General features: G+C 36.8%; 23 protein-coding genes, 2 pseudogenes and 2 riboswitches. Of the genes and pseudogenes, 4 read left to right on the top strand and 21 right to left on the bottom strand.

The annotated features are described in order from the left end of the window. The 3 genes from ACQKOF_RS12605 to ACQKOF_RS12595 are packed head-to-tail and all read right to left on the bottom strand — an operon-like array spanning position 1 to position 4058. Entirely contained in the window at positions 1–942 is a 942-nt protein-coding gene (locus ACQKOF_RS12605; protein WP_427557354.1) for a helix-turn-helix transcriptional regulator, read from the bottom strand. Between the two features lie 57 nt (positions 943–999). Then, a complete protein-coding gene (locus ACQKOF_RS12600; RefSeq protein ID WP_427557351.1) occupies positions 1000–2574 on the bottom strand; it encodes an ATP-binding cassette domain-containing protein in 1575 nt (524 codons plus the stop codon). Next, positions 2571–4058, bottom strand: a complete 1488-nt coding sequence (locus ACQKOF_RS12595) for an ATP-binding cassette domain-containing protein (RefSeq protein WP_427557348.1) — start codon at positions 4056–4058, stop codon at positions 2571–2573. Before ACQKOF_RS12595 ends, ACQKOF_RS12600 begins: the two co-directional genes overlap by 4 nt. 389 nt (positions 4059–4447) lie before the next feature. On the opposite strand from ACQKOF_RS12595, the gene ACQKOF_RS12590 reads away from it, so the two are divergent. Together ACQKOF_RS12590 and ACQKOF_RS12585 are read left to right on the top strand one after the other, a co-directional pair. After that, positions 4448–4627 carry a hypothetical protein gene (locus ACQKOF_RS12590; RefSeq protein WP_427557345.1) on the top strand — a complete coding sequence of 60 codons (180 nt, stop codon included), beginning with the start codon at positions 4448–4450 and terminating at the stop codon, positions 4625–4627. A gap of 105 nt (positions 4628–4732) precedes the next feature. Further along, positions 4733–5506: a YqcI/YcgG family protein gene (locus ACQKOF_RS12585; protein ID WP_427557342.1), complete on the top strand. Its 774-nt coding sequence runs from the start codon at positions 4733–4735 to the stop codon at positions 5504–5506. 229 nt (positions 5507–5735) lie between these two features. Here the strand turns inward: ACQKOF_RS12585 and ACQKOF_RS12580 are convergent, their stop codons facing one another. From ACQKOF_RS12580 to ACQKOF_RS12570, 3 genes are all read right to left on the bottom strand, one after another. Next, the gene (locus tag ACQKOF_RS12580; RefSeq protein WP_427557339.1) at positions 5736–7061 is read right to left on the bottom strand and encodes an amino acid permease; all 1326 of its coding nucleotides are present in this window, start codon (positions 7059–7061) and stop codon (positions 5736–5738) included. Positions 7062–7086: 25 nt separating this feature from the next. Next, positions 7087–8022, bottom strand: a complete 936-nt coding sequence (locus ACQKOF_RS12575) for an arginine deiminase family protein (RefSeq protein ID WP_427557338.1) — start codon at positions 8020–8022, stop codon at positions 7087–7089. Between the two features lie 162 nt (positions 8023–8184). Then, positions 8185–8412, bottom strand: a complete 228-nt coding sequence (locus ACQKOF_RS12570; RefSeq protein WP_427557335.1) for a transcriptional regulator SplA domain-containing protein — start codon at positions 8410–8412, stop codon at positions 8185–8187. Between the two features lie 219 nt (positions 8413–8631). Here ACQKOF_RS12570 and ACQKOF_RS12565 point away from each other — a divergent pair, with 219 nt between their 5' ends. Together ACQKOF_RS12565 and ACQKOF_RS12560 are read left to right on the top strand one after the other, a co-directional pair. Further along, on the top strand, positions 8632–10020 hold the full coding sequence (locus tag ACQKOF_RS12565) for a TldD/PmbA family protein (RefSeq protein WP_427557332.1): 1389 nt from the start codon (positions 8632–8634) through the stop codon (positions 10018–10020). Between the two features lie 3 nt (positions 10021–10023). Beyond that, positions 10024–11367 (top strand): TldD/PmbA family protein, encoded by a 1344-nt coding sequence (locus ACQKOF_RS12560; protein WP_427557329.1) that lies wholly within the window; start codon positions 10024–10026, stop codon positions 11365–11367. A 156-nt stretch (positions 11368–11523) separates the two neighbouring features. On the opposite strand, the gene ACQKOF_RS12555 is transcribed toward ACQKOF_RS12560, so the two are convergent. From ACQKOF_RS12555 to ACQKOF_RS12485, 15 genes and pseudogenes are all read right to left on the bottom strand, one after another. After that, complete coding sequence (locus tag ACQKOF_RS12555) at positions 11524–12033, bottom strand: QueT transporter family protein (RefSeq protein ID WP_370043432.1); 510 nt, start codon at positions 12031–12033, stop codon at positions 11524–11526. 152 nt (positions 12034–12185) lie between these two features. Further along, positions 12186–12941 (bottom strand): 3-oxoacyl-ACP reductase, encoded by a 756-nt coding sequence (locus tag ACQKOF_RS12550; RefSeq protein ID WP_427557326.1) that lies wholly within the window; start codon positions 12939–12941, stop codon positions 12186–12188. A gap of 55 nt (positions 12942–12996) precedes the next feature. Beyond that, positions 12997–13218 carry a DUF2829 domain-containing protein gene (locus tag ACQKOF_RS12545; protein WP_049666662.1) on the bottom strand — a complete coding sequence of 74 codons (222 nt, stop codon included), beginning with the start codon at positions 13216–13218 and terminating at the stop codon, positions 12997–12999. A gap of 277 nt (positions 13219–13495) precedes the next feature. Then, a complete protein-coding gene (locus tag ACQKOF_RS12540; RefSeq protein WP_427557323.1) occupies positions 13496–14350 on the bottom strand; it encodes a GNAT family N-acetyltransferase in 855 nt (284 codons plus the stop codon). A 268-nt stretch (positions 14351–14618) separates the two neighbouring features. Further along, positions 14619–15182: a histidine phosphatase family protein gene (locus tag ACQKOF_RS12535; RefSeq protein ID WP_427557320.1), complete on the bottom strand. Its 564-nt coding sequence runs from the start codon at positions 15180–15182 to the stop codon at positions 14619–14621. 418 nt (positions 15183–15600) lie between these two features. Beyond that, on the bottom strand, positions 15601–16905 hold the full coding sequence (locus ACQKOF_RS12530; RefSeq protein WP_427557317.1) for an ATP-binding protein: 1305 nt from the start codon (positions 16903–16905) through the stop codon (positions 15601–15603). Between the two features lie 727 nt (positions 16906–17632). Continuing rightward, entirely contained in the window at positions 17633–19078 is a 1446-nt protein-coding gene (locus tag ACQKOF_RS12525; RefSeq protein ID WP_427557315.1) for a spore germination protein, read from the bottom strand. A gap of 183 nt (positions 19079–19261) precedes the next feature. Next, complete coding sequence (gene ribH / locus ACQKOF_RS12520) at positions 19262–19729, bottom strand: 6,7-dimethyl-8-ribityllumazine synthase (protein ID WP_370048633.1); 468 nt, start codon at positions 19727–19729, stop codon at positions 19262–19264. A 53-nt stretch (positions 19730–19782) separates the two neighbouring features. Then, positions 19783–20376, bottom strand: a pseudogene (gene ribB / locus ACQKOF_RS12515) (3,4-dihydroxy-2-butanone-4-phosphate synthase); the annotation flags it as partial. Positions 20377–20406: 30 nt separating this feature from the next. Further along, on the bottom strand, positions 20407–21045 hold the full coding sequence (gene ribE, locus ACQKOF_RS12510) for a riboflavin synthase (RefSeq protein WP_427557311.1): 639 nt from the start codon (positions 21043–21045) through the stop codon (positions 20407–20409). Positions 21046–21186: 141 nt separating this feature from the next. Beyond that, a riboswitch (FMN riboswitch) is annotated at positions 21187–21312 on the bottom strand. Positions 21313–21437: 125 nt separating this feature from the next. After that, positions 21438–21563, bottom strand: a riboswitch (FMN riboswitch). Positions 21564–21725: 162 nt separating this feature from the next. Further along, positions 21726–22481, bottom strand: a complete 756-nt coding sequence (locus tag ACQKOF_RS12505; RefSeq protein ID WP_427557308.1) for an SDR family NAD(P)-dependent oxidoreductase — start codon at positions 22479–22481, stop codon at positions 21726–21728. Positions 22482–22572: 91 nt separating this feature from the next. Next, positions 22573–22899, bottom strand: a complete 327-nt coding sequence (locus tag ACQKOF_RS12500) for an ATP-binding cassette domain-containing protein (protein ID WP_427557306.1) — start codon at positions 22897–22899, stop codon at positions 22573–22575. Continuing rightward, positions 22821–24197 (bottom strand): ABC-F family ATP-binding cassette domain-containing protein, encoded by a 1377-nt coding sequence (locus ACQKOF_RS12495; protein WP_427557303.1) that lies wholly within the window; start codon positions 24195–24197, stop codon positions 22821–22823. The genes ACQKOF_RS12500 and ACQKOF_RS12495 overlap by 79 nt, the downstream gene beginning before the upstream one ends. Before the next feature lie 262 nt (positions 24198–24459). Then, a complete protein-coding gene (locus tag ACQKOF_RS12490; RefSeq protein ID WP_370048625.1) occupies positions 24460–24627 on the bottom strand; it encodes a hypothetical protein in 168 nt (55 codons plus the stop codon). A 75-nt stretch (positions 24628–24702) separates the two neighbouring features. Then, positions 24703–24845 (bottom strand): annotated as a pseudogene (locus ACQKOF_RS12485) (SDR family oxidoreductase); the annotation flags it as partial. Positions 24846–25206 lie beyond the last annotated feature (361 nt).

Raw genomic sequence — 25206 nt, 5'->3', positions numbered from 1 at the left:
CTATTTCTCCTTTAAGCATTGGGATGGATTGACTCCAAAATATTCATAAAAGAGCTGTGAAAAATAGCTAATATTTTGATAGCCAACTGCCAGAGCAGTTTCAGTCACACTCATATGCCTCTCTGTAATATAGTAATATGCACGCTGCATTCGTACGTCTTTTAAATGTTTATATGGTGTTTGACCATAAACTTCTTTAAAACCTTGCTTCAATTTTTGTTCATTCAATTCAATCTGATTTGCTAAAACGGCGATTGATGGTGGATTATCCATTAAATTCACCAAAATATCCTGGGCCAGCTGAATTTTTTTCACTTCATCTGCGCGTAAGGTACCAATGGAGCGAAGCATTTTGAACTGTTGTGTAAAATACATATCAATCAATTGTAAAATGGCAACTTCAATTTTTAATTCGTCGATTCTAGGCTGAAATAGCAACTGCTTAATATGCTTTGCCTGACGGATTAAACTGGCTGTTATGGGATTTTCTAAACGTGAAATCATTTGCTGCTGGATCATCTCATGAAATTGTAGCGAGGAGAATCCTTGCTTCTGAACCCAATTCTCATACCATCTAATAGGGATACAAATGGAGATACTTAAAAAATCGCCCGTATTTAAATAAGCCTCCCCTTCAAACTCTTGTAAATAATTTAAATAAGAGTTGTCACAAGGTACGAGCATTATTTTGTCTTGCATTTGCACTTCTCGCTGTCCTTTTAATGGGATGACTAGCTCAATTAATTGATTCGACCAGTGAAAAGGAAAACAGTATGGTTTCATAAAATTAAATGACGACACAATCACCTCAAAGCCACTAAGAGATGTGAAGAATAATAATTCACCATTTCCATATTCATTTGGAATCGATAGCACTTTCACTTCTTTGTCATTTAAAATCGGAAAATATGGAAGATAAACATCTATTATAGAAGTATTCATTTTTTTACACCTAATTTACTAGTTAGTCTTTAAATTGATAATGATAATCATTTTCAATCAAGAAGTCAATTCCTGCTTTTCTCGAAAGTTTCCATTTTCAATAGTAAAAAAACGATTAAAGTAAGGTTTGATAGCTGTATGATGTGTGATAAATAACACTATCGCATGCTTTTTATGTGTTAAAAATGCTTCTAGTACCTCTAATTCCGTAGCCTGATCCAATGCACTCGTCATTTCATCCATCAAATAAATCGTTGCACCGCTCAAATAAGCTTGTGCTAAGCGAATTCGTTGCTGCTCACCGCCGGATAATTGCCTGCCCCCCTTTCCAATCCAGTTTTCAAGTGGATCGTCACCTAAAAAGTCCACCTTCATAGCTTTTAAAGCCTGCATCATTTCCGCCTCTGTTGCATCTCGATTTGCCCAAATAAGTAATTGTTTTACGGCTCCACTGTAAATAGGCATATGCTGCAACGCAAAATGTATTGTTTTGCTTTTGACCGTTGGAGAAATCGAAGAAACTGAATGATTGTTAATAGAAATATTGGCATCTGCTAGCAAGCCATAAATTAACTGGAAAACCGTTGTTTTACCTGCCCCGGTCTCACCAGTAATCATAATATGATCACCACCTAATAGCCTTGCTATAGGAAGTTGAAGCGAATAGTTTTCTCTTTGGAATGTAAAGCTAGATAATGTAACATCAGCTTCTAAAGCTGTTCCATTTTGATCTTCATCTACTTGCTGTTTTAGCCATTGTGCTAATTCTTCCTCAACGACTGTAAAGTAAGCTAGACCATCACTTGCCTCCTTAAGTTGAAGAGCTGTATGTAACAGATAAAAAAGAATAATCTCATATAAAACTAGACTACCAAGCTGTTGAGGACTAATAAGCCAAAATCCAGCAACTACACTTCCTATATACATAAAGGTTAAGGCCATATAAAAACGTGTAGAATAAGGTGCAACTTGCTGTTCTGTTTGAATGCTTGTTTGATAAAATTCCTTATAGCTAGCAGTTAAGCGATTTCTTACAACGGGTGTGCCCTGACGAAAAATCGATTCAATTCCCTCTAAATATTCCAAGGTATGTTTACGAATTTGTTCGAAATGAAGCTTTCGCTGTGTGCCGTAAAATTGCATTTTCTTTTCAATTTTCTTTTGATAGCGAAAAAGAAAAAATAAGAGCAGACCAAACGGAATTGCAACACGCCACTCGATTAAACATAGCAACAGTAAAATTAGAAACAAGTTGATTTTTTCTTTCATCACATTTGGCATTAAATGAGTATAAGTGATTTCCATTGCATCAATTGTTTGTGTGAGCCAATGTCCTGCATTGCCTTTTTCCTGATGAATCTTCATTGGTAAGTTTAATAAATGCTCTACAATTTGTTGTCTAAGGGATTGAAGTACTGCCGTTCCCTGTGATTGAATCCAGCGTTGCTCATATACACCACTAAAAAAAATACAACTAAACGCTATACCCATCACAACTACACTTGCTCCAAAGGACATGTCCAACAAATTTGATAGAAGCAATACTAAAATTACTAATGGTGACAATGCAATCAAACTAGCGAAAAAGGAGCGAATAAGTAATTGTTTTTTAAATTGTTGTAATGCGTTCATACTTCTCTCCCAATCTGTATTTGAAGATTTGCTTGGTGTATATGTTGTTGTCGATGTGCAATGCTAATAAAGGTATGTGGCAATCGCTTAAATTGGTCAATAATCCGAAGTTCCATTGCCTCATCAATTGCTGCTGTCGCCTCATCCAATAAAATAAGTGGTACATCTTGTAGAATTGCACGTGCTAAGGCTATTCTCTGTAGTTCTCCACCACTGAAGATAACTTTAGAGTCATTCATATAGGTTTTTAGTCCCTCAGGCAATGTACTAACACGTTCGCTTAACTCTACAATTTTGAGAACATGTTGAAGCGTATGCTCTGACACCATCTTTCCAAGCGTTAAATTGAATAGAAGCGTTTCATGGAAAAATTGACTCGTTTGTGGAACAAACCATATACCATTCCGTAGTGCTTGTTCGCTATAGGCATTCACCGGAACACCATCTATTTCATATGTACCTGTACCTCGATATCGTCCAGCTAATATTTTTAAAATAGTTGACTTCCCATTACCTGATTTCCCTTTTAAAACGACGAAATTATTCGCTTTTGTCGAGAAGGTCACCAGTCCGATTTGCGTACTTTCATCAAATTTATAACCGACATCGGCTAAGGTAAGATCGCACTTCATCATTGTATTGCTAGAACCAAATAGCATATCCGGTTGCTGAAGCCACTGCTGAACCTCCAATTGAATTTGCTTTGCTTCGGTAAATTGATGTCCAAAGCTTGCAAATTGGCGGAACGGAATCGAAATATTTAATCCCAATATAAATACGACATAAAATAAGGTGACAGACACATCCCAACCAACACTTGCAGGGATAAAGCTTAGGAGTGCCCCCTCGACAATCGTTACATATAAAATAAATCGAGGAATTTTTACTCGACTCATTTCCTGCCAGACTGTTCGATAATTCGTGTAGGATTGCTGAAGCGCATCCAATTCCTTGCCTCTTACACGGAAGCTTTGTAAATACGTTAAACTTTCCGTAAAATCAACATTTCGTTCTTGCATCGTTGTGCTAATACTTGCATAGCGTTCACCCACAATGAACAATTGAGGATTTTTGCGTAATTGAATATATAGTGCAATCGGTAATGGGAGCATTGCTAAAATAGCAAATCGCCAGTCAATTCCTATTAATAAAACAGCTGAAATCAATGGCATCATAATGGCATATAATGCTTGTGGCATTTGATGGGCAATAATATTCTCAAGTTGCTCTGTTCTATCTAATATTAGACGCAACATATGACCTCTTGACTGTTTTTCAACGATTTCAAAAGGTAGCTTCTCGATTTTTTCTAAAGTAGCTATACGTAAATCACGTATATACTGGTACGCTACCTTATGAACAAATAGCCGTTCTAGCCTTAAACAGACAAAGTGAATAATTATTACCAAAAGTAAGGACAAACTATATCCAAAAATCCCCTCCTGCCCGTTACTTATTGCAAGGTAAATCAGATAAAAAGACAAAACGAATGAGAATGCTTTACCAAATGAAAAAAGGATTACAATCCCAAGTTCTCTCTTTTCATAAAAATGTTGAATTGGTTCTAATTGAGACAGATTCTCACCTACTTTCGTTCTTCAGTATACAAACTAATCACTTAATCAACTACTAATCGTTGGAGATAATTATCAATTGGTGGAGATAATTTTTAAACTTAATTAGTTAGTGATGGTTGATATTTTGAATTACTAGAAAAATAGGCTGAATTCCAAATTAACTACACACAAAATAAACACCTACTAACTTTAAGCATAAGCGTCAAATAGCACCCACCTTTTCATTCAGGTGGCGCTATTTGGCGCTTATCGATGGAAGAAGGCAATGTAGATGTTTCAGTTGGAGGGGATCAAGTTTGACAGGAATGGTTAATTTGTTTGTTGACAAAAGACAAGCACCTCCTTTAGTTGATACGTCTATCGTACCGGAGATGCCTGGGATATTATTTGCGTTGTTTGATTACGAGCTTACTAAAGAGCTATTAAGAATAAGATCATTATTTTCAATTCAAAAAGGTGAAAATGGAAATATTTAGTGATAACCCCTACTTTCGCCATTTAGAAATCGTTAATGCCTATACATCGTCACCCATTTGCTTTTTCTTTAATAGTATAAAGATGTATAGAAGGAGGAGACATAAGTGGAAGTAGCAGTGTTAGACAAGAAGTGGATAGAAGAACATTTTGAAACACTTCCATTATGGCAACAGTCAGCATATACCGACTTCGCTGCCATGGTTGCAGATGAAGCAAATACGTTTCCTTGTATTCCAGCTAGAAAAGGTTTTTTATCGAACCATCTTCGCTATAGTTTTATCGGAGATCCACGAGAGGAACAATCGATAAAGACGTTAGCACTATGCTTAAAGGAATACGATAAGTACTCTCAAACATTCGGAAACTATACAACACATACCATTTTCTTCAAAACCCCTAATGATATGCATAAAAACTTCGATGTTGCGGATTATAGAAATTTATTTTGGTCAGTTTTAAACAATTTAACTAAATTTGATGATGTCGATTGGCCAAAGGAAATTCCAACCGATCCATCACATCATGAATGGGAATTTTGTTTTAACGGTGAACCTTATTTTGTGTCTTGTGCAACGCCCGCACACAAATTAAGAAAGAGTCGTAATTTCTCTACTTTATTAATGGCATTCCAGCCACGCTGGATATTTGAAGAAATGAACGACTCTACTGTATTTGGTCGAAAATTAAAGAAGCTTATTCGTCAACGCATTACCGAATACGATGCGATTCCAGCTCATACTGATTTAAAATGGTACGGGCAAGAAGGTAGTTATGAATGGAAGCAGTATTTTTTAAGCGATGATAATCGTAGTCCATCGAAATGTCCTTTTTTACGTATGCAGCATTCTCTGCACTTTCCACAGAACAAAGAACATTAATCAATTATGCCTCGGCATAATTACGTCCGGAATCGGCTTTGTGCTAGCACAAAGAACTCCTTTCCGATTCCGTGACATCCACCGGAGGCTTTGGGCCAACAGATGTTTTTTGCGCGAAAGTGAAGCGTCAGCAGCATGATGTTGGTTACTCAGTCGTTGCCACAGGACGTGGCGTTCTTAGACTGAGTTCCTCTATTTCAGCAGATGTTTGGACACACGTCGAAAGAAGTTAAACATGCTTACCGTGTTTTTGCCTTTTCATGACAATCCAAGTCGCAATTCCTATGATGATGATAAAAAGCAGGCTCACGAAAAATCCGAGTCTGCTTGTTTTTTCTCCTAACGTCCCAGACACCGTCACCACAATGAGCAACATTCCGATACCATTCTTCACATGCTCCCACTTCGTTAGCTCCATTAGCTTTCTATAGGTCACTAATATAAAGAGCCAGTTATAAATCAGCATTAAGCCTGCAGCTGTAACCAAATATTCAAAAATCTTTTCTGGCATAAGAAAGCCTATAACAATAGTGATGATTAAACCACTAGCTAAAAAGAGAAATGCAGGAAATGGAATCTTCATCTTCCCTTTTTTCGCTAAAGCCGTTGGAGCATCATGATCCTCTGCCAATGTAACGAGAATCGTTATGACCGCGTATAAAGAGGCTACCATTGTTGAAAAGCCTGCAATAATTAAAACGCCATTAAAAATGTCTGCAAAAAAAGGTATGTGATAACCATTAAGCGCTGTAATAAATGGGCTTTCCTCAATATTAAAGTCCTTCCAAGAAACAAGTGCCAAGGCAAGCATAATAGCCATTAGAAAAATGACAGTTATAGCAATAAGCATCACTTTTCCAGCTTTCGGTGCTTCTTTAGGATTTTTTAAATCAATGACCATTAATCCCATAACCTCAATTCCACCAAATGCATAAAAGGCATATAGCAGCCCAAGCCATATTCCTTTCACACCCTGTGAGAAAAATTCTTCATAATTTGCCTGCAGTGCATCGAGTGTAGTGGATTCCGAATTAAATCCTTTTATTATTAAAATAGCCGCTACTATAATAAACATCACAACCGCCGCTGCCTTTAACGCACCAAAAATATTTTGAAACTTTTCAAAGCCCTTCATACCCGTAAGAATAACGGCTAACGCAAGTGCTGCATAAATAGACGCAGCTACCCATAATGGAAGCGTCGGAAACCACAGTTTTGTGAAAATACCAAGCGCCATCAATTGGCTGCCCATAATGAGCATCTCAGAAATTAAGTAAATCCAGCCATTACTAAATCCTGCCCAATTGCCAAAAGCTTGCTTTGCATAAGTACGGAATGAACCCTTATCTGGATTGTCAACTGACATCTTAACAAGAGCATCATAGACAATGTACGTAGCAATCGCCGCTAACAAAAAAGGAATCACAACAGCAGGACCACTTTTATGAATGGCCATACTTGTCCCTAGAAAAAATCCTGTTCCTAGTGTACAACCTATACCGAGAAGCGAAAGCTGCCACCAAGACAACCTCCCTTTACTTGTTTTAGATGTCATTTTGATCAACCCTCCTGCCTTTTTGCTACTTTCTTAACAATGGTAATGTCATGCAACGAATGCCACCACCGCCTTTTTCAAGCTCCGATACATCAATTTCTATCAAGTTCTTTTTTTGCAATAGTGGATGCTTCGTCCATTGCTGCTTCGTTGCTTGCTTACTAATCAACAGTGTTTCAGGATTAAGATTTATAAAATTGATATCAGGGATTGTATTATATTTTTCAAGCCAGTAAACGTCAAAGCCATGGTGATTTAAAAATTGCTCAGTCATTTCAAAACGACTTGTTTGAGCTGTGAATACATGTACAGGAAAATAACGCATAAAGTTTTTAGCTATTAGCAGATTAGCGTTCGTAACATTACAATTCATATCTAAATGAAGTGTATCGGAGCGTCTTGGCAAATCAATAATCGCAATTTCCGAAAATCCTTCTTGGAAGATACGATCCTTGATACTTTCCACAGCCTCTAACGTTGTTCTCATTCCAATATTAATAAGTACGGCATCCTTATTTAAAATCAGCACGTCTCCACATTCTAAAGCAGTAGAAGGTTGTTTAACTTTTAAATTTTTTTCTGGAAACCACTTTTCTAATAATGAGTGTGCATGTGGATACTCTGGACGCCTTAGCGAACTACCTGCCTCTCCAAGGAAAATACTATTTCCTATAACACAGGCAAGATCGCGTACAAAGTACCTATTAATAAGCTGCTCACTCACTGTTTTCTCATCATTTGTTAGCTCTTTCGAATAGTCAATAACATGGACACCCGCATTTTCTAGCGTTGTCTTAAATTCCATGAAATTCTCCATTGCTTTTACATGATTGACAGCAGCACTCCATCCTACATTTTCAGCTATTGTTAAATCTGTTACATCTAATTTTGAAGGTGCACAAAGCATAACAGCCTTAAGCTCTTCATGCTCCGACCAACAATTTGCTTGAAATGAGTCCATAATGTATTCTCCCCTTCTTCATTACTATCTCTGTTAGCGTTACCATTGAGATTGGGATTATACTAATCAATTTCCCCTTGGCGTAATGGCCGCTGTCGCATGAAAACAGTAGTTATATTCCAGGAAAATCAGTTTTTATAGACTTAGTATGTTCTACCTCCATCAATGAAAATATTGGTGATAAGCTTGCTCAGCATCCATTTCGCTTGTAAATATTAAAATATCGTTTGTTAGCGGATAATACGACTCAAAGAGAAATAGCGACTGCTCATTCGGATTATCTGGATTGTGCACTACCGCCACTTCCTGTATGTTTACTACTTCCTCAATAGACGGATCTAGATAAAAAATATAAACAATATCCCCTGCACTATATTGCTGTTGCTTCATTCCATCACCTTCCTATTCCTTTCCACTAGTTTGGTGTAAGAAGATGTTAAATATAATTAATTTTTGATTCTCATGTAGATATTTATTGGAGATATTCCCCTATTCATAACACTCCCTATCATAAAACGTCACAAATAGAATATATATAATCATGTGATATACTTCACAAATACAGAATTTTTGAATTATTTGGTATACTTTAGAAAAGGAGGAGAAAATATGATTAAACAATCAGTTATTGAAAATGTACTTGAAGCAGCTCTTTCTACAGGTGGCGATTTTTCCGAAGTTTTCATCGAGGATAAGTTTGTCAATGAATTAACATTACAAAGTGGAAAAATTGAACAAAGTATTTCAGGGCGTGATTTCGGCATTGGTATACGCATTTTTTCTGGACTTCAAAGCATCTATACGTACACAAATGATTTTTCAGAGGAAGGCCTACTAGCAGCAGCAAAACGAGCAGCACTTGCCATTAAAGGAGGTACTACTGGAACGATTCAACCACTGAAAAAAGAAATTATTACGCCTATTCATAACATTATCATTCTACCAAACAGCGTGGAGCATGCTAAAAAAGCAACAATCATGCGAAAGACTAATGACATTGCTAGAAATTATGATGAACGCATCAGTCAAGTTAAAGTAAGGTATCTTGACGAAGAGCAGCATGTTTTAATCGCCAACTCAGAAGGAAAATTTGTAGAGGACAAGCGTATTCATAGTCGACTTGCCATCCAGGCAACTGCCTCCGAGGGCAAAGAAATGCAAACGGGCTTCTATGGTCCTGGTGCTCATGCAGGCTTTGAATTTATCGAAAATCTAGATCTGGAGCACTATGCTGGTGAAGCTGCACGTATTGCAGTCACTATGCTTCATGCCGATGAATGTCCTAGCGGTAAATTCCCAGTCATCATTGATAATGAATTTGGTGGCGTTATATTTCACGAGGCTTGTGGTCATGGACTTGAAGCAACAGCCGTCGCGAAAAACAATTCCGTTTTTGCAAATCGTCTTGGTGAAAAAGTTGCCCCTGATATTGTTACATATATTGATGATGGCACACTTCCAAACGAATGGGGTTCCCTTAACATTGATGATGAAGGGGAAAAAACGCGAAAAAATATCTTAATTGAAAATGGTATTTTAAAAGGCTACTTGATTGATAAATTTAATGGTCGCCGTATGAATGCTGAACCAACAGGCTCTTCACGTCGCCAATCCTATCGTTTCAATCCAACATCCCGGATGACGAACACATATATCGCTCCAGGCACTTCTACACCTGAAGAAATTTTTGCATCTACCGAATATGGTATTTATGCAAAATATATGGGTGGCGGGCAAGTAAATCCATCGACTGGAGATTATAACTTCGCGGTTATGGAGGCTTATATCGTAAAGGATGGAAAAATTGATCGTCCTGTACGTGGTGCAACACTTATAGGCAACGGGGCAAAAACATTACAGCAAGTTGATCGTGTTGGAAATAATCTTGCGCACGGTGCTGGCATGTGCGGATCAATTAGCGGTAGTATTCCTGTCAATGTTGGTCAGCCGATGATTCGTGTTAGTGAAATGACAGTTGGAGGAACAAAGGGGGAATAAGTTATGAACATTGCTGAATATCAAGAAAAACTACTAAATAAGGCGATAGAAGCCGGTTTTATAGAGGCTGAAGTTTATTATGAACGAAAAAACTCTTTTCAATGTATGTTATACGAAAGTCAGATTGATAGCTATGAAACGTCTGAAGATGGGGGCCTAAGTCTACGTGGGCTACATAACGGAAAAATGGGTTACGCCTATACAGAAAAACTAGACGATGAATCGATGTCCTTTTTAATCAACAGTGCAAAAGAAAATGCAGACATTCTAGATGAAGATGAGGGCATAGATATTTTTGAAGGCAGTAATGAATACACGCCATATGAATTTTACAATGCAGAATTAGAGACGATCGGAATTCCTGAAAAAATTAAGCTACTTCGTTCAATTGAACAAAAAATTCGTGCATACGATTCCCGCATTGTAACGCTTGATTACTGTTTTCTTCAAGAATATACTACTGAACGTTCATTAGCGAATAGTAAAAACCTTTCCTTATCACATAAGGAGAACGGTTTAGTCATCTTCCTTTCTACAGTTGTGAAAGAAGGTGAGGAACTGAAAACGGGTGGGTATTTGAAAATGACACGTGATTTTTATTCTCTCAATGCTGATGAAATTGCCAAAGCAGCAGCCGAGGAAGCACTTGTGAATCTAGGTGAGAAGTCGATTCCATCTGGAAAATACCCAATCATCCTACGCTCTGATGCGACAGCTTCTTTACTAAGTACTTTTATGCCTATATTGTCAGCTGAAAATGCACAAAAGGACCAATCTCTCTTAAAAGGGAAAGTCGGACAAAAAGTAGCGTCAGATGCCTTTACATTACTGAATGCTCCATTCCATCCTGAAGCTTTGTCTGGAGCAAGCTTTGACGGTGAAGGTGTTGCAACAAAGGAGCAGGCTATAATTTCAAATGGAACACTGCAAACACTTTTGCATAATAGAAAAACGGCAAAAAAGGAAGGCCGCGAAACGAGTGGGCATGCACATAAAGACTCGTACAAAGGTACTTTATCAATCGCACCTCAAAATTTATATATTTCACCAGGTAAGCGATCACAAGAGGAGTTAATGGCCTCAGTTTCTGAAGGAGTACTTATTACTGAATTATCTGGCCTTCACTCTGGTACGAATACGGTTTCTGGTGATTTTTCAGTCGCGGCAAAAGGATTCCATATTCAAGATGGTAAAATTGCATCACCTGTGAAGCAGATGACAATCGCCGGAAACTTCTTTGAGTTTTTAAATAATATCGAAGAAATCAGCTCAGAGCTTTACTTCCTGCCAGATGGGTATGGCTCTTCATCTCTCCTTGTAAAGGAATTATCTGTTACAGTGGAATAATATAGAAAAGAATTTATTGAGGGAGACACGATGTGAAGGTTCTCTAAATATTCAGGTGCTCCCCCTCCTTTTCCGCCGACTCATCGCAAACTAGGTTTCTTATAGAGTCAAAAAAGCAAGTCCCCTTTTAATGGTGACTTGCTTTTTTACTTCAATTTATTTCGTCAAATCAATTTTTTTATTTAATAAATAAATAGTCATACCACCAACAGTCATGGATAGCAATTCTCCAACACCTACTGTAAACCAGGTTGCCCAAAATGGAAGATCATTGAGAATTGTTAATTGTCCTGCAACTGTGAACATTGATATAGCAAAAATCAATGCAGTTATAACCATTTTCACAATATCATTTGTTATATTTTTCGTTACTCTTCTGCAAAGAATTAAAACGAGAAATGTCGCAATTCCACCAATAGGTACATCTAATACCCACGTTGGTGACATGAAATTTGCTAGTACTACTCCTAGAGTCACTGCTAACACATAGCGCTTGTTATATAGGGCCAGGTAGTTAAACATCTCCGACAAACGAAGTTGAACTGCCCCAAAACTTATAACTGACAATAAAACAGTTACAGCCACATATAAAGCTGCAACAAGTGCCGTCTTTGTAAGTTCGGTTACAGAAGTACGGCTAGAATCTTTTACAATAGATGTATGCAATTTTATTCTCCTTTGTAAAATAGCATATCCGCTATTTTAGTAATAACTACGGCCAAAGGAAGAGAGCTTTTCGCCCTATCTGAAGTGCCGCAGTGCAAGCTAGATTTTGCTTACTTGCGTATTATAGCAGAAGAATTTACGATTGAACAATACTATTTAGTAAGCCATCCGCCATCAATCGGTATAATGGCTCCGTGTATATAATCAGCTGATTGACTAGCCAAATAAAGTGTTAAACTCGCTACTTCACTTGGTTGGGCCCAACGTCCAGCAGGCGTTTCATCGGCGACCCATTTTGCGATTGCACCATCACCTTCAAAATCTGCCTTGTTCATTGGTGTTTGAATGGCTCCAGGTGCAATGGCATTGGCGCGAATTCCTTCACGACAATAATCTAAGTCTAACTGCTTCGTATAGCCTACAATCGCATGTTTAGACGCTGTATACGCCGCGCCACCACCGCCTGCAACAAGCCCTGCAATAGATGCCATATTAACGATTACCCCAGATTTTCTTTTTACCATATGGGGTAATATCGTATTTGTCACAAAAAATGTACCCTTTACATTGGTATTCATAATTTTATCCCAAAGCGCCTCATCTGTATCAAGCGTTTTTGCAAAGCCATCTAAAACGCCAGCGGTATTTAATAAAATATCTACTTGCTTAAATATTGAAATCGCAGCTTCAAATGCTTGCTCTACATCGTTCTTATTACATACACTACCTACTCTATAGGCAAATTGTTCAGGATATTGTTGATGTAAATTTACTAACCCTTGCTCATCTAAATCAAACCCGAATACACTCGCTCCATTTTTTAAAAATGCAATAGCTTGGGCTTGACCAATACCTGATGCTGCCCCCGTTACAAATACCGTCTTGCCCTTATATTCTTCAAACTTCATATATATCTCTCCTCAAAAAACAAAGAAACCACCTCATTTGAGATGGCACTTTCGATTAATTGACAATTATCCAATCTTCCGCTAATAAATCACAGACTGTTGGTGTGAACATTGTATAGCCCTCACCACGTACATTAATTAAAAAATAAGGATTCAAAGCCTCGCCATCATGTTCGCTTTGTCCAACAAGCTTCACATACAACTCAGCACCGCCCCAACCTTTACGAATTACTTTTTCTCCCGCTTTTAAGCGTGGTAATATCTCTTCAAACGTCATTTAAATTCATCCTTTATTTACATTCTTTATTGGATTAGTATACTGGAATTCTTGAATGTTGACAACCTGGTACAAATCCAAATAAAGATGACTAGCCCTCAAGCAAAACCTTATAAAGTATTTGTTGCCTATTAAAGTCCGCAATGATTTTATAAGTATTATTATCATTCGTAGAGAAAATCTCTGTTCCACTTTCCAGTTTAGAGTTTAATAAAATTTATCTACGTTGTTGTTCAGCTTAACGTTGACATTTCAAACCGTCCCTAATTCTCTCTACTCATCTCGCAAACATGTTCTTCTTCATTTGCACTTGCTCTGTCTTCACCTCTAGCCCATTTTCCATCAAATAGCTCGCCGCTGGATTGCTTGCTAAAAAGTTAACTGTGGCTAAATTTACTTTGTGATTTGTAATGCTAGCGATAAAGTGTGGAATATGTTCTACATTGCCATTCTCCAATAGCTCTAATTGATAAAGCACTATGTGGTCGATGGCTCCATCCTTATCCCATACTATTTTATATAACATATAGCCAATCGCTTCATTATTCTCGTTGTAAAAAACTTTAGCTTCACCTTGTTTATTACTTTGCCAACTACATTGCCAAGGAACATCTTCCTGATAAAAAGATAAATGTGATAGCTGCTCTGGTCTAATAGTTTCCACATGAATTGTGGCTTGCTGTTCTACTTTAGCTTTATATTCGCCACTTAAAAATAGCAATTGATTTGTAATTGTATAGCCATACTTCTCATATAACGCAATTGCTACTTTATTCTCTTTTATAGCTTCAAGCGTTGCAACTTCCACATTCTCTCTTTCATAGATGGCGATAGTTTCTTCCATTAAAACACGAGAAACACCTTTACCGCGATAGTCTGGAGAAATGCCTGTTCCGCCATTCCAAGATGTTTTCTTACCATCTATTTGTCTGAAGCCATTTAATACAATACCCACAGGATTATTATGATCAAATGCGACGATTGAAAGCTCTGGCGATAGTCCTTCTCCAACGATTCGGTTTAAAAACATCTCTTCATTCATTTCTATTTGTACAAAATACCCCTCAAAGCCTTTATTCCAAGTTTTTAAAGTTTCCTCTAAAGTGCACTGTGAGACCGTTTTTATGTCCATGCTTATCTCCCATCTCTTTATCAATTATGCCTCGGCATAATTGTGTCCGGAATCGGCTTTATGCTTAGGCCTGCGTGATGCAGGTCAGTTAGCCGTTATCGCATAGATGCGATGATTTTAGGCTAACATCCTCTAAGGACTCCTTTCCGATTCCGTGACATCCGCCGGAGGCTTAACTTCTTTCAGCTTTAGACACCCGCTGAAAAGCAATTTAGACCCGCATTCATCTCACCACCTATTGAGGTGGGAGGCTTCTATAGAAAGAAGTTTAATTTGAGCTACTACCTAAAAGTGATAAATCTTCTAAAGTTAATTTTTTTATTATTTCATAACCATTTCCAGGACCGTTTGGCTTAACAATAACCATTCCGATGTTTGAAATTCTCCCTAATCCAACACCTTCAGGAAAGCTATGAGCAATGATCACTTGATTCATCCCCTGTGGTGGCTTTCTTTCTAGCACTGATTGTAGAATTGATAATATATTTGTTTTTTCAACGATTGGAATGTTTCCACCCAATTTATAAATTTCATATCCAAGCGGATCAATTTGGATATAGGCATAAGGAAATGCAAGCTTTGCCGTTTCAATTGTTCGACAAAAAGGACTTGCGACAATCGGTGAACTGATTGGAATTTGTAAATAGCGTAGTATTTGTCCAAAGTAAATGGCTTCCCTTCGCCCAACTTCAGACAAATTTCTTTGAGTAGAACAATCTTGAAAATTTAAATATGACTGATCTACCCCGACAGTTGCCTCGCCATGCCTTGCATACAAAATGAATCCACCCTTTTTCAATAAATCCAAGATTGATTTATCCAAATATTTCATCTCCTCCTAATAGAATACCATGTTGATTATTAGAAATATATGAAATGAATTGCTCAAAAAATGTAAATATGAAAGTTGAAACAGCTTTTAGCAGCGAAGGAGTTACTTCATCGAAAGAGCAACTAAATTTGCCGGAGTAATTCCTTTATTTCACCTGTAAAATTTCCTATTTAGCCGGTAAACCCCTTTACTTCGCTGCTAAAACTCCCTCTTTCGCCGGTCGTGAACTTCAATCAATAAAGATAAAAAGAGGCTGGGACATAACTAAATGGCTCCTTCGAAAAGTCGAATAATTTCTAAATTAACAAAACACGATAAATAGAAAAACCGAACTATTCCGAAACACTTCATAAGCGTTTCATTGAATAGTTCGGTTTTTTTGTTGGCTGAAACACTTTTGTCCCAGCCTCTTAGAAATTTACTTTATTGGAATGGTTACTATTGCCGTTGTCTCTAAATGTTTGGATGAATCGATAGAAATTTGACCTTCGTACTTATTGACAATTTCATTTACAATAAACAGGCCCTGCCCTCTTATTTTACCACTTTCTGGTTTCTTAGTGGAAAATCCTTGCTTGAATATTTGCTCTGCTTCCACAATATTTGGTCCGGTATTTGTAACCTTAAATTCATATTGCTTGTCATCAGCTTTACAGCAAATTGTTATTTTACGCTGCTCTTCCGATAATTCATTTGCCGCATCAATCGCATTATCTATTAAATTCGACAAGATTTTGATTAAATCCGTTGTTTTAATTTTATTAAATGCATCCTGTGATACTGAAAAATCCATATCAATATTATGATTTTGTGCAGTTAGTTTTTTCGTTTGTAATAAAATCGACAAGCCAGGGTGATCAATATTTAATTTGAGAGACTTAATTGCCTGAACCTCTTTGGATAGTGAATATAAATATTGTTTGGCCTGATCAGGTTTGTCTAATTGCAGAAATCCATGCAATACTTGTATATGATTTGTGAAATCATGTCTTAAAGAGGACACGGAACTGATTAAAGTTTTAATTTCTGCTTGATATGTATCTTCTGTCGCTCCAACTTCCTCTGCCACTTCTTTTTGATACCATCTCTGTAAGAAGAAAACAGAGCCGATAACGATTAAAATGAGTACACCATTAAAAATAAAGATAAAAAGATTGTCTTGGATCACTTTTCCCTTGATGTCATTTAATGTGTCTGCACTAATATCAATGCCTAAGTATGCAATAATCTCCCCTGTTTCATCCTTAATCGGTGCACCAACAGTTAAGTAGGAGCCATGTACAGAATCTTGTATTACATCTGTTGCAAATGTTTCTCCATTATAAGCTTTTTGCACTTGTGTCTCGGGTACTGTACAGTCCATTCCGATATCAAAGCCTTCAACTTCACTTGGTAACCCCATAATCATTGCTTTGGATACCTTTGGATTAACAATATCTAATGTATAAACAAATAAAGCACTTAATTTTACTCTTGCATCATTTAAGTAGCTTCTCAATTGCCAATAATAATCGTTTTTCTCGGGGTTATCTAAAAATTGTTTGTACGCCTCTACATCAATTGAAGATGCAATAGAATTAGCCGCTTCCAGACTTTGGTTCGCGATTGACTCTTCTACGGTCTTTTTCATTTTTATATAGGATGTAAAGATGTTTAAACTTGTAAACAATATTAATAAGATAATTGATAGTAATAAAATTAGTTTTATTTTTCTTGTTTTCATACTAACTGGTACTTCCTCATCTATAGACATGAATAATGCCTTAATTTAGTTGGGCTTGGCTTTCGCATCAAATACAAAAATCGTTAGCCGAAGTTAACATCATGTCATACTCTCCACTAGGGAAACGATTCTATCCAATATTTCTATTATACTATAGTAATCTTCTTTTTTATGGTTACGTCCTGAACCGGCTTGGGTAAATGCATACCATTCAGGTTTCTTCGCCTCTCTAAATCAAAATATTCGTTCTTATCTTATCATCCTAAGCGAGTTTTGACTATTACCACCCCACATTTATCGCCACTTACTTTTTGGGCTATCTCCTTCCCATTACTGACGTTGAAGAAGTCTGTCAGGAACTAATAAAATTCTAAAACAATTTTTATTTTTCGAGCGAAACATCGTTCTAGTCGCAACCATTAGTTTAATAATCCTTCCCTAGAAAGTAAACTAAAAAGGAGAAGCATTTTATCATGCCCCCTCCTTATTATATATTGCTTATTCCATTCCATCATTGTTGTTTAGATCAATCCAACCGTTTAACCTTTTAGGAAGCGTTAGAGCTTCGCCCAAATAATCTTTAAAGGAAATTGTTATCGGTTCTGCGTCCTCTCCTAATGTAATTGGTTTTCTATATTTATCGTAAAGCTTCAAGTAAATATAAGGTCAAGTGAAAAAAGGAAAAAAAAACAGGCCTATAAAAGCCTGATCTCTACATGCTAAGTGTTTATTTTTTCCTACTCGATGTCTTTGTATCATCCTGTACATTTAAAAATTTCGGTCGCTTACGATAACCTGAAGGAGATAAGCGAACTAAAGATCTTTTAATATCCTGCCAGTCTAAATCTGCTCCCATATTTAAGTAAGGAACACCTAATACTCGTAAATTTGCAGTATAAAGAAGTATGAAAAACACCGAAACGAAAAATCCAAATAACCCTAAAAAGGCAGATGCTAAAACAATGATTAACCTGAGAATACTCATTGCTGATACAATAGATTGGTTGACGAGAGTAAAGGCTGCAATACTTGAGGTAGCTATCACTACAATCATGGAAGGGCTTGTAACACCCGATTTAATGGCTGCATCTCCAATAATTAATCCCCCGACAACACTTATTGAACCACTAATAACATTGGGTAGATGTATATTTGCTTCTCGAAATAATTCAAACATAAAAAGCATCATTAATATTTCAAGAATAGTTGGAAATGGAAGCCCCATTCTTGATTCAACGACTGTTGCCAATAGGATGAATGGCAATTGCTCTTGATGGTGGGTTGTTAGTGCTAGCCAAAAACCTGGTAAAAGTATACTGATTAAGATAGCCATAATTCGTAGTAAACGCTCCATTGAGCTTACAATAATCGGATACTCATTATCTTCACCAGTTTTAAAAAGTAACATTGAATTAGCAGGGATAATGATAGCATATGATACACCATCAACTATGATGATAATGCGCCCTCTACTTAAAGCTTGTACAGCAAAATCAGGGCGTCCAGTATAATCATGTTTAGGTAGAATTTTGGCACTCTGCTCAATTCTTTCCATCAATAAATCCCCACTAAATACAATATCCGTATCAATTCGTTGCAGCTGTAATTTTATTTTCTCAAGCATCTTTTGATTTACGACATCTTCAAAATAAAGTACAGCCACAGTTGTTCTGGATCGTTTACCAAGTTCATACGTCTCAACACTTAATGAATTAGTAGGTAATCGTTTTCGTAATAAAGCAATATTAATAAAAACATCCTCAATAAAATCATCTCTCGGACCTTTGACAACTAATTCAAGAGTTGTTTCTTTAGGCTCCCGATTCGGTTTTTTAGCGATATAACTTGAATACAGCAAATTCATATCTTCAAAATAGAGTAAAACATGTCCTTTATAAACTCTTGTAATGGCATCATCTTTACTTGATATTTTCTGAAGATGAGGAACGCGTAAATTGTTTTGTATATGTTCTTCTATCATTTCCTCCGATGTTGCAGTAAATAATGATTGAACTCGTTGTACAATAACGGTCTGCAGTAACCGCTCATTAATCATCGCTTCACATTTTATCAAATGTACTTTATGTTGCTGAAAGAAATACTCTTGGAATATCACATCAGCAGAGCGTTGAAATAGTGACTTCAAAGATTTCAAATTTAACTCTTGTTCCATTGATGAAATATTCCTCATCTCCTACTGAACCAGCTCCAAATTAGTACATTTATGAGTAATAACATAAATACACTTACGGATATTTTCCCCATTCTTTAAAAAAATATTCAAGGATACTTGATGTTAAAAATGCTTTCTCAGAATAATTCCCTATGAAATTTCCATACTATTATTAGGAAAGATTTATCCAATCATCTTCTTTAAATTTGCCATTTCAATAGCAGACATTGCCGCGTCATAGCCTTTATTCCCGGATTTTGTCCCTGCGCGTTCAATCGCTTGTTCAATATTTTCAGTAGTAACAATGCCAAAAATAACAGGTACATTTGTTGTTAATGACACATTTGCAATTCCTTTTGCTGATTCATTACATACATAATCATAATGTGTTGTTGAGCCACGGATTACTGTACCTAATCCAATAATTGCATCATATTTCTTTGTTTCAGCTAACTGTTTTGCGATGAATGGAACTTCAAATGCACCAGGAACCCATGCTACATCGATAGAATTCTCATCCACACCATGACGCTTTAAACCATCTAATGCACCGTCCAATAATTTGCTTGTAATAAATTCGTTAAAACGACCTACTACTACTGCTATTTTTAAATCCGTACCAATTAATTGTGCTTCAAATTTTTTACCCATTGTCCTTTTCTCCTTTTTTATAATGTCATTGTGTTTTCTTCTATTATTTGTTGACGACGATATGTTGCCAATGCTTCAATTGAAATCATTTTTAAATGATGTTGCGCTGCATATTTAACGAGGTCATTAAAGCGTAGCATTTTGCCGTTGTCGCCCATAATTTCACAAATAACTCCCGCAGGAATACTATTACACAGCTTGGCCAAATCGATTGTTGCTTCTGTATGTCCTCTACGCTCTAATACACCATTGTCCATTGCAATTAACGGGAATACATGGCCCGGTCTACGAAAATCCGCAGCTTTTGCTTGTGGCTCTAGCATCTTTTGTATAGTCATTGCCCGTTCAAAGGCGCTAATTCCAGTTGTTGTGTCTACATGATCTATACTAACGGTAAATGCCGTTTGATGATTATCTGTATTAATACTAACCATAGGCGTTAATGCTAATTTTTGTGCAATCTGCTGTGAAATCGGTGTACAAATAAGACCTCTTCCATAGGTCGCCATAAAGTTAATCGTTTCAGGTGTCATAAATTCCGCAAGTGCGAGTAAGTCCCCTTCGTTTTCTCGGTCCTCGTCATCTACTACAATAATCATCTTACCTTGTTTTAAATCCTCTATTGCTTCTTCAATTGAATGTAGCAATATCTCCACCTCCAGTTCTTAGAGTATTGGTTAAAACCCGTTTTGTGCTAAGAAGTCTCTTGTAATGGTCGGTGGTTCCTGTCCATACTTAAGTTGATGCAAAATGTATTTTCCAACTAAATCGGTTTCTACATTGACGAGATCACCAAGCTTCTTCTTACCTAAAATGGTTTCCTTGTAAGTGTGAGGTATCAGGGATACTGTGACACCATTTTTCTCGACATGAAAGAGTGTTAGACTCGTTCCATCAATTGTGATGGAGCCCTTTGGAATACAGTAGCTCGTTAACTCCGTTGATAGTTCAATATCAATATAGACTGCATTTGCTAATGGCCGCTTGCGCACTATTTTCCCTACCCCGTCTACATGTCCGGATACAAAATGACCACCGAAACGTCCATTAGCTGACATAGCGTGCTCTAAATTTACCGGATCTCCAACTGCCAGCTGCTGTAAATTTGTTGCGCTCACTGTTTCAGGCATTACATCCATCGTTAGCTCTTGTTCATTAAAATGTATCACTGTTAAACAAACACCATTGACCGCTATACTGTCCCCGAGCTTTACATCCTCTACCATTTTCTTTGAAATAACGGTAATTTTCATACTTTTTCTATCGCTTTGCATGGTTTTTACGGTACCAATATCCTCAACAATTCCTGTAAACATTTTTTCACCTACTTTCATTCATTTAATAATTTCCGTTCAAACAAAAAACCCCTTAGATTAAAGGGGTTTGGGAGTTTATATACATAAGACGTCAACAAATAAACCTCATGGATACAAAATTTTTCCATAGGCTGTCATCTCATCGTTCTTCTCCCATCCAGACTGTCACTGTCGGTTTTGGATTTGCACCAAATCAGCTTGCGCTCACGGACTTTGAATTACTTCATCACCGCCGATTGGGAATTTCACCCGACCCCGAAGAACTACTGCTATTTAATTTTTTAGCTAAATAAAACAAAAACTACTTCCCAACTAAACGACGGGAAGTAGTTAACATAAAAGCATAATCAAATAAACCTTATAAACTCAAGCGAATTTAAAAAGTTCACACTTTTACCCTTCTCCCATCCAGACTATAACTGTCGGTTTTGGATTTGCACCAAATCAGCTTGCGCTCACGGACTTTGAATTACTTCATCACCGCCGATTGGGAATTTCACCCGACCCTGAAGGATATTTTTATTTAGCTATTACTTACGATAACACTATTTTATTTTATTATCCAGATAATTGTTTATAAAAATTTTTTCTCTAATTCATTTCACATTCGCGACATAAAAACAGCCACCACCTTTGGTCATTAAAAAGACCAAAGGCGTGCTGTTCCAAGGACAATAAATTTATACAGTCAAACTACCGTCAACAGAGACAACAGCACCAGCCATGAAGCTAGCTTTATCCGAAGCTAAGAATAGGACCGCTTCTGCTACTTCTTCTGGTTCACCATGACGTCCCATACGTACACGTGACATTTCTTCGGGTACGTATCCTGTTTTTTCAAGTGTTTCAGCAACACTATGGAATAATGGTGTAACGATACCACCTGGACACACAGCATTAATACGAATACCTTTATTTGCATACTCGATCGCTACCCCTTTCGTTAAACCGATTACTGCATGTTTACTTGCGGAGTATACAGCGATACTGTGTTCTGGACGAATACCTGCCGATGAAGCAGTATTTATAATCGACCCTTTACCCTGCTTTTCCATTACTCGGATGACATATTTCATGCCAAGAAAAATACCTTTTACATTGATATCCATAAGACGATCGTATTCTTCCAATTCTACCGTTGTAAATGGTGCGAATTTTTGAATAATGCCAGCGTTATTGAAGAATACATCGATACGGCCATATGTGTTTACCGCTTGCTGTACATAATTCTGAACATCCTCTACTTTGGAAACATCCGCTTTAACGAAAATTCCTTCACCGCCATTTTGTTGAATTAGTTTAAGGGTCTCTTCTCCAGTTTTCTCGTTAAAATCTACTAACACAACTTTATAGCCATTTTCAGCAAATTTAGTACTAGTTGCTCTACCAATTCCACTACCTGATCCAGTAATAACTGCAATTTGATTATTTGTCATACTCTCTTCCTCTTTTCGCTTTTATATTTTATTAACTAACACAAATATTTTCTTAATAGGTGGTCCTCTTTGCCTTTCCATGTTATGTCCCTTAGTTTAATTTCATTTTCATGTAATCGTCATAATTACCGCTAAAGATACTCGTACCAGTTGTGGAAAGCTCCACCATTTTGTGTGCTAGCTTATTAAGAAAATATCGATCATGCGAAATAAAGAAAAGTGTTCCCTCAAAATTCAAAAGAGCCTGTTCCAATACTTCTTTACTAAATAAATCAAGGTGATTAGTTGGCTCATCCATAATAAGCACATTAGCTTTTAGCAATACGAGTTTCGTTAAAGCTACTCGTGCCCTCTCACCTCCACTGAGGGTAGATATCTTTTTAAAAACATCTTCACCAGTAAATAAGAAATTCCCCAAAACAGTACGAACTCTCGCTTCTTCAATGTGCGGGTAATACTCCAGACCTCATGTAAAATGGTGTTATTTGGATGTAAATTCGATTGCTCTTGATCGTAGTAACCTACCGTAACACCATTCCCCCAAGTGATAACACCACTATCTGGACTAATCTCCTTTAACAGCGTCTTTATTAGTGTTGATTTTCCAACACCATTCGGACCAATTAATGCAACCTTATCACCACGATGTAGCTGAAAATTAATATTTTTTAATAGCGGTTGTTGCTCGCATTCTACCGTAAAGGAAACCGATAAATCTCGTACCTTTAACACTTCCTTATGAGAGTTTTTTTCCATTAAAAATGCCATCTGTGTATGTTTTAAATCCTTTAGAGGCTTTTCAATTCGTTTTATTCTCTCAAGCTGTTTTCTTTTGTTTTTTGCACTTTTAGAAGAAGTAGCCATAGTAATATTGCGTTGTATATAGTCTTCCATTTTCGAAATTTTTTGCTGTTGCAAGACATATTTTTTTTCAAGCAAGTTACGATTTTTTTCTTTTCCTTCTACATACTTAGAGTAATTGCCAACATATTTCCTGACTTCTGTTCGCTCAATCTCATAAATACCGTTGACAAGTGCATCTAAAAAATATCGATCATGCGAAATGACAAGAATGGAACCTTGGTATGAGCGTAAATACGCTTCAAGCCAATTTAATGTTGTAAAATCCAAATGATTCGTCGGTTCATCTAGCATTAGTAAATCTGGCTGTTCCAGTAAAATTTTCGCTAGTGCAAGTCGAGTTTTTTGTCCACCGCTTAGCTGATGAATAGGGGTATTTTTTGACGTACTTTCAAAGCCCATGCCATTAAGAATACTGTTTATTTTAGCTTCCATTTCATAGCCACCATGCTGCATAAACCATTCTGATTTTATTGCATATCGATCCATAATTTTTTCAAATTTTTTAGGATTGTCTATGAACATCGGCTCGCTCATCTTCTTTTCAAGCTCTCGAAGTTCTTTTTCAACCTCAAGTAGGTCAGGTAACGCTTCTAACATTTCAGCCCAAATTGTATTGTCTAGCTTCAACCCACTGTCTTGACGTAAATAACCAATTTTAATGCCTTTCCCGATGTACAGTTCTCCATTATCATAAGGAAGGTCTCCTGCAATTATCTTTAATAATGTTGATTTACCAGCCCCATTAACACCTATGAGGCCAATTTTATCTCCTCGCTCAATTTTCATCGTTATATTTGACAGAACTGGATCTCCCAAATAGCTTTTACTAATTCCATTTAATTGAAGTATCATTTGTTTAATCTCCTTATAGATTTTGACCATCTCTTTTGCAAAGCTAAAGACGCTTAACAGATGAATGGACATATAAGGTTACACATCTCTTTTCACTCCTTTAAAACACAAAAAAGACGCCGAAGAACGGCGCCTTAAAAGTGCGAAAAAAACCCTACAAGTAAGGGAAAGATTCCTTATATTTCACAATGGAACGTAAAAAAGCGCCGTACAGAACCGGCGCCATAATTGCATAAATATATTTATACAAGTTCGTCAAAAATTAATGACTACAATTGTTAAAATAAGAAGGCAAAAGCTTCCGGAATCTGTTTTCGATATGAAATTTGCTTAAAAAAGGGCAGACTTCTCCCTTTGATAGCAAATCCCCACCAAGCATGTAAGATTTTACCTCTTTTTCTGCTAAGCCTTTTGCGAATACAGTTTCCATCACTTTTACCTCCTTTCGAATTTAGTATCTACTAATCTATCACAAAACGTTAAAAAACACAAATCCCTTAATTGCCTAAGTTTCCGTCATTATATACCCCCATTCACATGTAGTACTTGACCAGTAACGAAGGATGAGTCATCGGAGGCTAAATAAATATAGGTAGGTGCAAGCTCAAATGGTTGTCCCGCTCGTTTCATTGGCGTGTCTGAGCCAAATAAGGTGTGTTGCTTACCCCTATTATTTGGAAGAAGCCAATTTCCACTGCGGGCGAGTGACGGAACCGCTTCCTCTATTACAACCAGCTAAAAACGGTCGTACATAATCAAAAAATCAACAATAAAACCTTTGATTGGTTAATAATAAACCTCTATTTTCCTAATCAACACGACTATGCACATAATATTTCTCTATAAGTGATTTAATTAATAAACTTCTCAATGAATAACAATAATTTAAATATGCTATAACTAACTTAAAAGCCAGTTTAGCCTCGATTATATAATTAAGGAACCTCTATTCAATTAGCACGTTACTATATAATGGCACTTTTTTAATCTGCTTGACAATCAATTATGC

Source organism: Lysinibacillus sp. NPDC093190 (genome assembly GCF_050280425.1).
Lineage (GTDB): Bacteria > Bacillota > Bacilli > Bacillales_A > Planococcaceae > Lysinibacillus.
Note: the sequence above shows the minus strand (reverse complement) of the source record. Positions and strands in the feature narration are given on the sequence as shown.

Excerpts from the sequence above, each read along its gene's own strand:
- ACQKOF_RS12575 (WP_427557338.1), bottom strand. The coding sequence starts at position 8,022 with ATGGACTCATTTCAAGCAAATTGTTGGTCGGAGCATGAAGAGCTTAAG.
- ACQKOF_RS12565 (WP_427557332.1), top strand. The coding sequence starts at position 8,632 with ATGATTAAACAATCAGTTATTGAAAATGTACTTGAAGCAGCTCTTTCT.
- ACQKOF_RS12580 (WP_427557339.1), bottom strand. The coding sequence starts at position 7,061 with ATGACATCTAAAACAAGTAAAGGGAGGTTGTCTTGGTGGCAGCTTTCG.
- ACQKOF_RS12490 (WP_370048625.1), bottom strand. The coding sequence starts at position 24,627 with ATGGAAACTGTATTCGCAAAAGGCTTAGCAGAAAAAGAGGTAAAATCT.
- ACQKOF_RS12605 (WP_427557354.1), bottom strand. The coding sequence starts at position 942 with ATGAATACTTCTATAATAGATGTTTATCTTCCATATTTTCCGATTTTA.
- ACQKOF_RS12560 (WP_427557329.1), top strand. The coding sequence starts at position 10,024 with ATGAACATTGCTGAATATCAAGAAAAACTACTAAATAAGGCGATAGAA.
- ACQKOF_RS12535 (WP_427557320.1), bottom strand. The coding sequence starts at position 15,182 with ATGAAATATTTGGATAAATCAATCTTGGATTTATTGAAAAAGGGTGGA.
- ACQKOF_RS12570 (WP_427557335.1), bottom strand. The coding sequence starts at position 8,412 with ATGAAGCAACAGCAATATAGTGCAGGGGATATTGTTTATATTTTTTAT.
- ACQKOF_RS12525 (WP_427557315.1), bottom strand. The coding sequence starts at position 19,078 with ATGGAACAAGAGTTAAATTTGAAATCTTTGAAGTCACTATTTCAACGC.
- ACQKOF_RS12545 (WP_049666662.1), bottom strand. The coding sequence starts at position 13,218 with ATGACGTTTGAAGAGATATTACCACGCTTAAAAGCGGGAGAAAAAGTA.
- ribH (WP_370048633.1), bottom strand. The coding sequence starts at position 19,729 with ATGGGTAAAAAATTTGAAGCACAATTAATTGGTACGGATTTAAAAATA.
- ACQKOF_RS12540 (WP_427557323.1), bottom strand. The coding sequence starts at position 14,350 with ATGGACATAAAAACGGTCTCACAGTGCACTTTAGAGGAAACTTTAAAA.
- ACQKOF_RS12530 (WP_427557317.1), bottom strand. The coding sequence starts at position 16,905 with ATGAAAACAAGAAAAATAAAACTAATTTTATTACTATCAATTATCTTA.
- ACQKOF_RS12550 (WP_427557326.1), bottom strand. The coding sequence starts at position 12,941 with ATGAAGTTTGAAGAATATAAGGGCAAGACGGTATTTGTAACGGGGGCA.
- ACQKOF_RS12600 (WP_427557351.1), bottom strand. The coding sequence starts at position 2,574 with ATGAACGCATTACAACAATTTAAAAAACAATTACTTATTCGCTCCTTT.
- ribE (WP_427557311.1), bottom strand. The coding sequence starts at position 21,045 with ATGTTTACAGGAATTGTTGAGGATATTGGTACCGTAAAAACCATGCAA.
- ACQKOF_RS12495 (WP_427557303.1), bottom strand. The coding sequence starts at position 24,197 with ATGATACTTCAATTAAATGGAATTAGTAAAAGCTATTTGGGAGATCCA.
- ACQKOF_RS12505 (WP_427557308.1), bottom strand. The coding sequence starts at position 22,481 with ATGACAAATAATCAAATTGCAGTTATTACTGGATCAGGTAGTGGAATT.